At 62.6% G+C, this 7972-nt stretch carries 8 protein-coding genes; all 8 read right to left on the reverse strand.

The features are described from left to right. Nucleotides 1–939: ABC transporter substrate-binding protein (locus tag AC1DX0_RS26985; RefSeq protein WP_477357461.1), on the reverse strand; the 939-nt coding region annotated here is incomplete at its 3' end. Nucleotides 940–981: 42 nt separating this feature from the next. Continuing rightward, nucleotides 982–2070: a branched-chain amino acid ABC transporter permease gene (locus AC1DX0_RS26990; RefSeq protein ID WP_477224161.1), complete on the reverse strand. Its 1089-nt coding sequence runs from the start codon at nucleotides 2068–2070 to the stop codon at nucleotides 982–984. Nucleotides 2071–2073: 3 nt separating this feature from the next. Beyond that, nucleotides 2074–2979, reverse strand: a complete 906-nt coding sequence (locus AC1DX0_RS26995; protein ID WP_477224160.1) for a branched-chain amino acid ABC transporter permease — start codon at nucleotides 2977–2979, stop codon at nucleotides 2074–2076. Nucleotide 2980: 1 nt separating this feature from the next. Beyond that, on the reverse strand, nucleotides 2981–3715 hold the full coding sequence (locus tag AC1DX0_RS27000; RefSeq protein ID WP_477224159.1) for an ABC transporter ATP-binding protein: 735 nt from the start codon (nucleotides 3713–3715) through the stop codon (nucleotides 2981–2983). Continuing rightward, nucleotides 3712–4464 carry an ABC transporter ATP-binding protein gene (locus AC1DX0_RS27005; protein WP_477224158.1) on the reverse strand — a complete coding sequence of 251 codons (753 nt, stop codon included), beginning with the start codon at nucleotides 4462–4464 and terminating at the stop codon, nucleotides 3712–3714. Before AC1DX0_RS27005 ends, AC1DX0_RS27000 begins: the two co-directional genes overlap by 4 nt. Before the next feature lie 251 nt (nucleotides 4465–4715). Further along, nucleotides 4716–5687: a 5-oxoprolinase subunit C family protein gene (locus tag AC1DX0_RS27010; RefSeq protein ID WP_477224157.1), complete on the reverse strand. Its 972-nt coding sequence runs from the start codon at nucleotides 5685–5687 to the stop codon at nucleotides 4716–4718. Further along, nucleotides 5677–6552, reverse strand: coding sequence for a 5-oxoprolinase subunit B family protein (locus AC1DX0_RS27015; protein ID WP_477224156.1), 876 nt, complete (start codon nucleotides 6550–6552; stop codon nucleotides 5677–5679). Before AC1DX0_RS27015 ends, AC1DX0_RS27010 begins: the two co-directional genes overlap by 11 nt. A 9-nt stretch (nucleotides 6553–6561) precedes the next feature. Beyond that, nucleotides 6562–7926, reverse strand: a complete 1365-nt coding sequence (locus AC1DX0_RS27020) for an acetyl-CoA carboxylase biotin carboxylase subunit (protein WP_477224155.1) — start codon at nucleotides 7924–7926, stop codon at nucleotides 6562–6564. Between the last annotated feature and the right edge of the window lie 46 nt (nucleotides 7927–7972).

The following is a 7972-nucleotide window of genomic DNA, read 5'->3' on the forward strand; positions in this document are numbered from 1 at the left end:
GACATACATGGAAGACGGGTCGGCGCCGGTCTTGGCCTTGTAGGCTGCGTTGAACTTGTTGACTTCCGGATTCGGGTCGTCGCCATAGATGGAACCCTGAACCGGAACGTAGAAATTGGAAAGGTCAGGTACGGCCGAAAGCCAGTAGCTGCCGTCCACCCCGGAGCCGTTGAGAATCATCGAATTGATGCCTGCGGCGCGGATCTGTTTAACCGCCGAAACAGAGCCCGGCATCATGGTGCAAAGCATGATCGCATCGGGTTCTTTTGGCAGGGCCTTGATACGGCTGATCTGGGCAGCGATTGAGGGGTCGTCGTTCTTGAAGGTATCTTGACCCACAAGTTTGGCGCCCTTGGTCTCCAGCTTCGGCATCATCCAGTCGAAGCCGTCGCAGATGCCCTTGTTGTATTCGGTCCAGGTGTCGAGCAGGCGGTAGAAGGTCTTGGCCTCCTTCTTGTTGTATGCCCATTCGGCCATCGTCGCTCCCTGCACGGCCGCCAGCACCGACGCCGAGAAGCTGTGCGGACCCACGCCCTGTATGCCCGCCTTTACGGATTCAGCGCAGAGGAAGAAGGAAACCTTGCCAGCCGCCTCGGCGGCGAGTGCCGCGGGCGAACCGAAGTCGTAGTCGCAGGAGACGACGACGAGGTCTGCGCCCTGGTCGAGAACGGAAAGACCGGCCTTTGCGCCTTCGGCACGGTCGGACTTGGTGTCGGCTTTCACGACTTCAATCTTCTTCCCCAGAAGACCGCCGGCGGCGTTGATTTCGTCGATGCGGATCAACGCGGCATCGGTGGCAGGCTTGTCGTAAGCCTCCATGAAACCCGATTCCGCCGTGGCGAAACCGACCACGATCTTGCTGTCGTCCGCCAAGGCTGGAAACGCAGCCGTTGCGGTGAAGAGCATCGTTGCTGTCGCTATTTTTAGTTTGTTTATCATAGACTTCTCCTTTCAAGGTTACGGCGGCTTACAATCCGCCGGTCAGTCACCGCGGTTGCGGGTTAAAGAGATCTCGCGATTGCCGAAAACGCCTGCCGGACGAAGCGCCAGAATGATGATCATGATGATACCCAGGGCGATCTCCTGAAGGCCTTTCGGTATGGCGAAGGCGACGTCGCCAATGGAAACCCCGGCTTCCAGCCAGCGCAGGGTCTGGATCAGGGCCGAGAGGAACACGACACCGATCACGGCGCCCGAAAGGCTGCCCATGCCGCCAACGACAAGCATGGCGATGGTGATGAAGGTGAGACCGAGATAGAAGGTGTCCGGCGTTACAACCCCGATGGAGTGGGCCATCAAGGCGCCGCCGAGCCCCATTATGGCACCGGAGATCACGAAGGCGACAAGCCGCTCCCTGGGGATATCGACGCCGGAGGCTGCTGCCGCCGTCGGTTCGTCGCGGGCGGCACGCAGTGCGAGGCCCGAACGCGATATGGCATGTGCCCAGGCAATGAAGATCGAGATGATGGCGGCGATCAGATAGGGCCAGATCGAGCGGATGATCGGGATGCCGACGACCGACGATGTCCCGCCGGTGACGGTTTCCCAGTTGGAGTAGATCGTGTTGATCATTGCCAGCATGGCGAAGGTGGCGATGGAGGCGGCGATGCCCGATAGCCGCATCAGGATCCGCCCGAAGACCAGCGCCGCCAGTCCTGCAAAGATCGCGGCGATGATGGCCGCCTCCCAATAGGGCATTTGGGTTTTTATCAGCCAGCCGGGGAGACCGGAAAAGGCCATCTTCTTCATGACGGGATTGATCGTCAGCCACGCCGCCACATAGGCGCCGAGGCAGGTGAAGCCGATATGGCCGAAGCTCAGCACGCCGGAATTGCCGATAAATACATAAAGGCCGACGACGAGGATGACCCGGAGGAAGACGTCAATGATCACCTGATTGAATGGTCTCGATCCGGTCATTATCGTCAGCAGTGCGATGGCGATCATCAACAGCGCTAGCAGGATGGGCGTGATGATGGTACGGCGCGCCAGCACGAAGGGCCGAGGGGGTTTGGCGACGATGGTGCCGGTGGTCAGGTGCGGCTCGATGGCCGGGGACGCTGCGGACATGGATCAGACCCTTTCCTTTGTGCCACGGGCCGAAATCAGGCCTTGCGGACGGAAGAGGAGAACAAGGACGACCGCTCCATAGACAAAGGCATCGCGGAAGGGCCGGGCGTCGATGGGCAGCATGACCTGCATGATCACCGACGCGGCACCGAGCAGGAACCCCGCCAGCACGGCGCCAGCCAGACTGCCCAGGCCGCCGATAACCGTTGCGATGAACGCCATCAGCATGATCGCCGCCCCCATCTGGATATCGGCGGTGCCGGTCTGGGCCACGAAGATCAAGGCAATGGCACCGGCCAGCGCGCCGGACAGCGCGAAGGCCCCCATGATGACCCGGTTGGCGCGGACGCCGAGCATGCGCGCCATGGAGAAATTCTCCGCCGCCGCCCGCATTTCCAGTCCGAACCGGGTCCGGCGCAGAAAGACGGTCAGACCCAACAGGATCAACATCGTCGCGACGATGGTGATGAGCTGGAGAAGCGGCAGCCGGGCGCCGAAAATCTCGACGGGTTGGGAGAGCTCGGGGAGGAGATTGATCGACTTCGGCCGGCTTGAGAAAAGCATCAGCAGAAAATAGCGAATGACGAAACCGAGCGCGAAGGAAGCGATCATCATCGTTGCCGGATTTGCCTTGCGGAACCGCCTGAAGACGATGATTTCACACAGCACCGACAACCCGGCCCCGCAGAGCAGCACGAAGGGCACCAGCAGGTACCACGGCAATTGGCCAGCAAAGACGATGGCCATGGCATCCGTCGACGGCCACAGCAGCGCGAAGACGCAGAAGGCGATGACGTCGCCATGCGCGAAGTTCACAAGCCGCATGACGCCGAAGATAAGGGCAATGCCAAGTGCGCCCAGCGCGTAGAGCGAACCAAGCGAGAGTGCATCAAACAGGATCTGGAGCATCTCAATGGTCCTCGTAACCGAAATAGGCAGCCTGGATCGCCTCGCCGTTGCCGAGTGTCCGGGCGTCGCCATCGAGCACGATCTGCCCGCCGCGCATCAGGATCATCCGCCCGCCCACCATCATCGCCCGGGCCGAACTCTGCTCCACGATCAGCAGCGTGAGCTGGCGCTGCGCACGCAGAGCGATCAGCCGCTCGTAGACCTGGTCGTTGATGTTGGGGGCGAGGCCCAGCGAAGGTTCGTCAATGGCTATAAGCCGCGGATTGGTCATCAGCGCGCGCCCGATGACGAGCATTTGCTGCTGCCCGCCAGACAGCAATCCAGCTTGCCCGTGCCGCCTCTCCTTCAGCATCGGGAAGGTTGCGTAAACGGCTTCGAGTTCGTCGGCCGCCCGGCTGCGCCAGCCGCGGTCGCGGGCGTGCATGCCAGCGCCGACCAGAAGGTTCTCTTCGGTCGTCAGCGAGCCGAAGACATCGCGCCCTTCCGGCACCATGGAGAATCCGAGCCGGGCGATGTTCTCCGGCGCCTGGCCGGTGATCTCATGGCCCGCAAGGTCGATCCGGCCGCCCGCCACCGGTGTCACGCCGGCGATCGCACGCAGCAGCGAAGACTTCCCGGCTCCGTTCGGGCCGGTGATGAACAGGATTTCTCCTTCGTCCATGGAGAAGGAGACGTCGCGGACCGCGGTCAGACGGCTATATCGGATGGTGATATCGGAAAGGGCGAGCAGGCTCATTCCATCACCTCCAGCACAGGCAGGTCGGTGTTGGCGGCCGTGCCCATATAGGCGTGGCGCACCTTCTCGCTGTCGCGGATCGCGGCGGGCGGGCCTTGTTCGATGATCGCTCCGGAATCGAGCACGACGATATGCTCGCAAAGGCCGAGCACCAGCCCGACATTGTGCTCGATGAGCAGGACACCGCAGCCGAGATCGCCGGCGATCTGTCTTATCAGGGCCGAAAGCTCCCGCGCCTCCAGCGTGCTCATGCCGGCCGCGGGCTCGTCGAGCAGGATGTATGCGGGCCGTCCCATCAGGGCACGGCCAATGGCGACACGGCGCTCATCCGTATAAGGCAAGGTTCCGGCGATGCGGGAGCCGAGTGCGCCGATGCCTATCCAGTCGAGCATCGCTTCGGCTTCGGCGATGGCAGCGCGCCGGCTCATTCCCAGACCAACGCCGGTCACCTCCAGATTGTCGAGCACCGGCAGGTCGCGGAAGAGCCGCCCACCCTGGAAGGTGCGGGCGATGCCGCGCCGACGGACCTGATGCGGCTTGAGACCCGTGAGTGCCGCCCCGTCGAGCTTGACGGTGCCTTCGGTCGGAGCCTGGAAGCCCGTCAGCACGTTGACCAGCGTGGTCTTGCCGGCGCCATTGGGGCCGATGAGACCAACGATACGGCCAGGCGTAATCTGGAGGTCTACCGATGACAGGGCCTTTAGCCCCGCAAACGACACCGAGACGTTCTCCGCGCTCAGATGACTCATGTCCCTTTCCTTCTTCTTACCGACGGAAAGGCGCGAAGCATCCGGCCTTGCGGCCAGTCACGTTGCTAATGTCTTTCCCCTGTCGGTTCCGGCGGTCTCTAACGGACTGCTCGGATGCCAAATTCACGCCGTTGCCCGGCGTCGTCTTGTCGTTTCGCGCACCGGATTTTGTCTTCCGCCACGCGCGGTCGGTTTTGGCCGACCGATCTCCTCGCCTCCGGCTCCTCCGCCGGCATTTTTCCAGGCCGACGTCAGCCGGCCAGGTACTCTTCAGCACGCGCCAGCGCGGCGCGCTGTTCGGCTCGCGCGGCAAGCGCGCCTTCCAGCGTCACCGAAACGAAACGCGCGGGAGTGTGCGGCTGGAGCTGGGCGATCAGGTCCATGTCGGCCGAGATCACCACACCCAGCATCATGTAGCCGCCACCCGAAACCGCATCCCGGTGAAGGACGATCGGCTCCGTGCCACTCGGCACCTGGACGGATCCGTAGGGATAGCAGGCGTCGACGATGTTGGAGGGGTCGGAGCCCGCGCCGAAAGGCTGCTCGCGCTCAACGAACTCCAGCGGCGTCCCGCCCCGGAAGCGATAGCCGATGCGGTCGGCTTCGGGCGCGACCTTCCAGGTTTCCTCGAAGAACCGATTGCCGGCGGCTTCAGTAATCCGATGCCAGTACAGGCCAGGAAGCATTCTGAGTTCCGCCGGATTGTTCCGCGCGCGGTGCAGATTTGCGGGCAGAGAAAGACCGGCTTTGCCCGAGCCTTCACCTAAGGGGAGTTCATCGCCTGCCTTCAGCGTGCGGCCCTGATGGCCGCCGAGCGCGCCCAGAATGTAAGTCGAGCGCGAGCCGAGAACCACCGGCACGTCGATGCCGCCGGAGATGGCCAGATAAGCGCGCGCACCGCCCTTGAGGAAACCAAAGGAAAGCCGGTCTCCCGCCTTCACCGGAAAGCTCTCCCAGGTCGGCCGTTCCTCGCCATTGAGTTTGGGTGGGAGCTCTCCTCCCGTGACGGCGACGATCGCGGATTGGGTGAATTCGAGTTCGGGTCCCATGAAGGTGGCTTCGAGCACCGCGGCTCCCGGATCGTTGCCGACAAGCAGGTTCGCGATGCGTGTGGCAAAGCGGTCCATGCCGCCGCCTTCGGGGATGCCGACATGATAGTGGCCCGGTCGGCCAAGGTCCTGCACGGAAGTCGAAAGGCCGGGAGAGATTACCTTAACGGCCATTGATAAGCTCCATCAGCTTTGCATTGGTGCCGTAAATATCGCCGTTGAAGTCCTTCAGGCTGAAGGTGCACTCGCGAACCGTCGGTTGCCACCGATTGGCTTCGATTTCCTCCAGCGTGGCGTCGTAGTCATCGCGGCCAATGGCCTTGAACTTCACGATGTCGCCTGGCTTGAACAGGCACATATCATCGGAGAGGTAGCGCACCTTCATGGTCGGGTCGTAGATCGGTGCCGGGGTTATGCCATACATCTGGTAGCCGCCGGCGCCGCGCACCGAATAGATCGCTGCAAAGCAGCCGCCGTGGCCGATGGTGAGCTTGGGAGTGTCGGTGCGTGGACGCAGATATTTCGGCGCCTGAATCTGTTTCTTGCGCTCGACCATCTGGTACAGGAAGGGCAGTCCGGCGACGAAGCCGACCATGGACACGAACCAGGGCTGGCCGGAATAGGCCGCGATAAACTCTTCCACCGTGGCGTAGCCGTTGATGCGTGCCGAATATTCAAGATCGGTGGAGGTCGGGTCCTGGTGGCGCTCGCGGAAGCGCAAGCAGGTTTCACGCGTCCATGGATCCTGGAAGTAAACCGGCAGCTCGATGATCCGGGTCTTCAGAACCGGGTCTGCCTTTGAGGCCGCCTCTTCCATCGACTTCAGTTCGCTGAGCAAATCCTGCGGCTTGACGATGTCGGGGTCGAAGCGAATCTGGAAGCTGGCGTTGGCCGGGCAGATCTCGGTGACGCCTCTTATGTCTGCCGCACGCACCGCGTTGGTCATCGAAAGGCCGGTGAAGAAGGAGGTGAGCGACATCTCCTCGGACACCTCGCCGAAGATATGTTCGTCACCGCCGAAGTTGAATCGTATCGACATCGGTCCTCCTTAGCCCGCCAAAGTGGCGGCGTTTTCGATGAGCCAGCCTTCCAGCCAGCGTGTATGCACGTCTCCTGTCCGCACCGCCGGATCGGCGGCGAGCGCAAGAAACAGCGGCTTGGTGGTTTTGAGCCCGCCGATCTTCAACTCGTTGAGCGCGCGGATCAGGCGCATGATCGCAGCCTCGCGCGTCTCCGCATGCACGATCAGCTTGGCAAGCAGCGAGTCATAAAAGGGCGGCACCTGATAGCCTTGGTAGAGCATGGAATCGAAACGTACGCCCGGACCGCCGGGAATGCGAAGCTCGGCCACCTGCCCGGGGAAGGGAGCGAACTCCTTCGCCGGGTCTTCGGCATTGAGCCGGACTTCGATCGCATGGCCCTTGACGGAGACATCGCCCTGCCGAATCCGCAGCTTCTCGCCGCCGGCGATGCGAAGCATCTCGGCAACGAGATCGATGCCGGTGATCGCCTCGGTGACAGGGTGCTCGACCTGGATGCGGGTGTTCATCTCGATGAAGTAAAAGCGGTCGGCGTCATGATCATAGAGATACTCCACCGTGCCGGCACCAGAGTATCTGACCGCCTTGGCCAAAGCGACCGCCGAAGCGCAGAGTTCCTCGCGCAACCCGTCGGAAAGCGCGCGCGACGGCGCCTCTTCCCAAACCTTCTGGCGTCGCCGCTGCAGCGAGCACTCCCGCTCGTAGCAGTGGATGGCATTGCTTCCGTCCGCCAGGACCTGCACCTCGATATGGCGGGCCTTGCCGATCACCTTTTCCAAGTAGAGACCACCGTCGCCAAAAGCGGCGAGGGCTTCCGCTTCGGCCTGCGGAAAGGCCTGTTCGAATTCGGCGAGCGAGTTGGCAATGCGGATGCCCCGCCCGCCGCCGCCTGCCGCGGCCTTGATCATCACTGGAAAACCGGTTTCGGCCAGCACCTGGCGGCCAGCCTCGAGGCCTTCGACCCGGCCAGCCGAGCCTGGCACCACTGGGACACCGGCGGCGGCAGCGGCCGATCGCGCCGAGACCTTGTCTCCCATCATCCGGATCGCATCTCCCGACGGGCCGACGAAGACCAATCCAGCGCCTGTGACCGCGTCGGAGAACGCGGCATTCTCGGCAAGGAAACCATAGCCGGGGTGAACGCTGTCGCAACCGGTGTCACGGGCAGCCTTCAGAAGCGCTTCGATGTTGAGATAGGACTTCTTTGCTGCCGGTGGGCCGATATTGACCGCTTCGTCCGCAAGCTGGACGTGGAGCGACCCGGCGTCTGCGGCCGAGTACACCGCCACGGTGGCGATGCCCAGATCTTGTGCGGCCCGGATGATCCTGACCGCTATCTCGCCCCGGTTGGCAACCAGAAGCTTTTTCAGCATCAGTCGAGATCCGCGATGGGTGCGCCGGCCATGATGGGGTCCTCAT

The sequence above is a fragment of the Mesorhizobium sp. P3_A9 genome (assembly GCF_056402975.1).

What these genes read in the sequence shown, in the direction of transcription:
- AC1DX0_RS27015 (WP_477224156.1), bottom strand. Translation starts at nt 6,552, where the DNA reads ATGTCGATACGATTCAACTTCGGCGGTGACGAACATATCTTCGGCGAG.
- AC1DX0_RS27005 (WP_477224158.1), bottom strand. Translation starts at nt 4,464, where the DNA reads ATGAGTCATCTGAGCGCGGAGAACGTCTCGGTGTCGTTTGCGGGGCTA.
- AC1DX0_RS27000 (WP_477224159.1), bottom strand. Translation starts at nt 3,715, where the DNA reads ATGAGCCTGCTCGCCCTTTCCGATATCACCATCCGATATAGCCGTCTG.
- AC1DX0_RS26990 (WP_477224161.1), bottom strand. Translation starts at nt 2,070, where the DNA reads ATGTCCGCAGCGTCCCCGGCCATCGAGCCGCACCTGACCACCGGCACC.
- AC1DX0_RS26995 (WP_477224160.1), bottom strand. Translation starts at nt 2,979, where the DNA reads ATGCTCCAGATCCTGTTTGATGCACTCTCGCTTGGTTCGCTCTACGCG.
- AC1DX0_RS27010 (WP_477224157.1), bottom strand. Translation starts at nt 5,687, where the DNA reads ATGGCCGTTAAGGTAATCTCTCCCGGCCTTTCGACTTCCGTGCAGGAC.
- AC1DX0_RS27020 (WP_477224155.1), bottom strand. Translation starts at nt 7,926, where the DNA reads ATGCTGAAAAAGCTTCTGGTTGCCAACCGGGGCGAGATAGCGGTCAGG.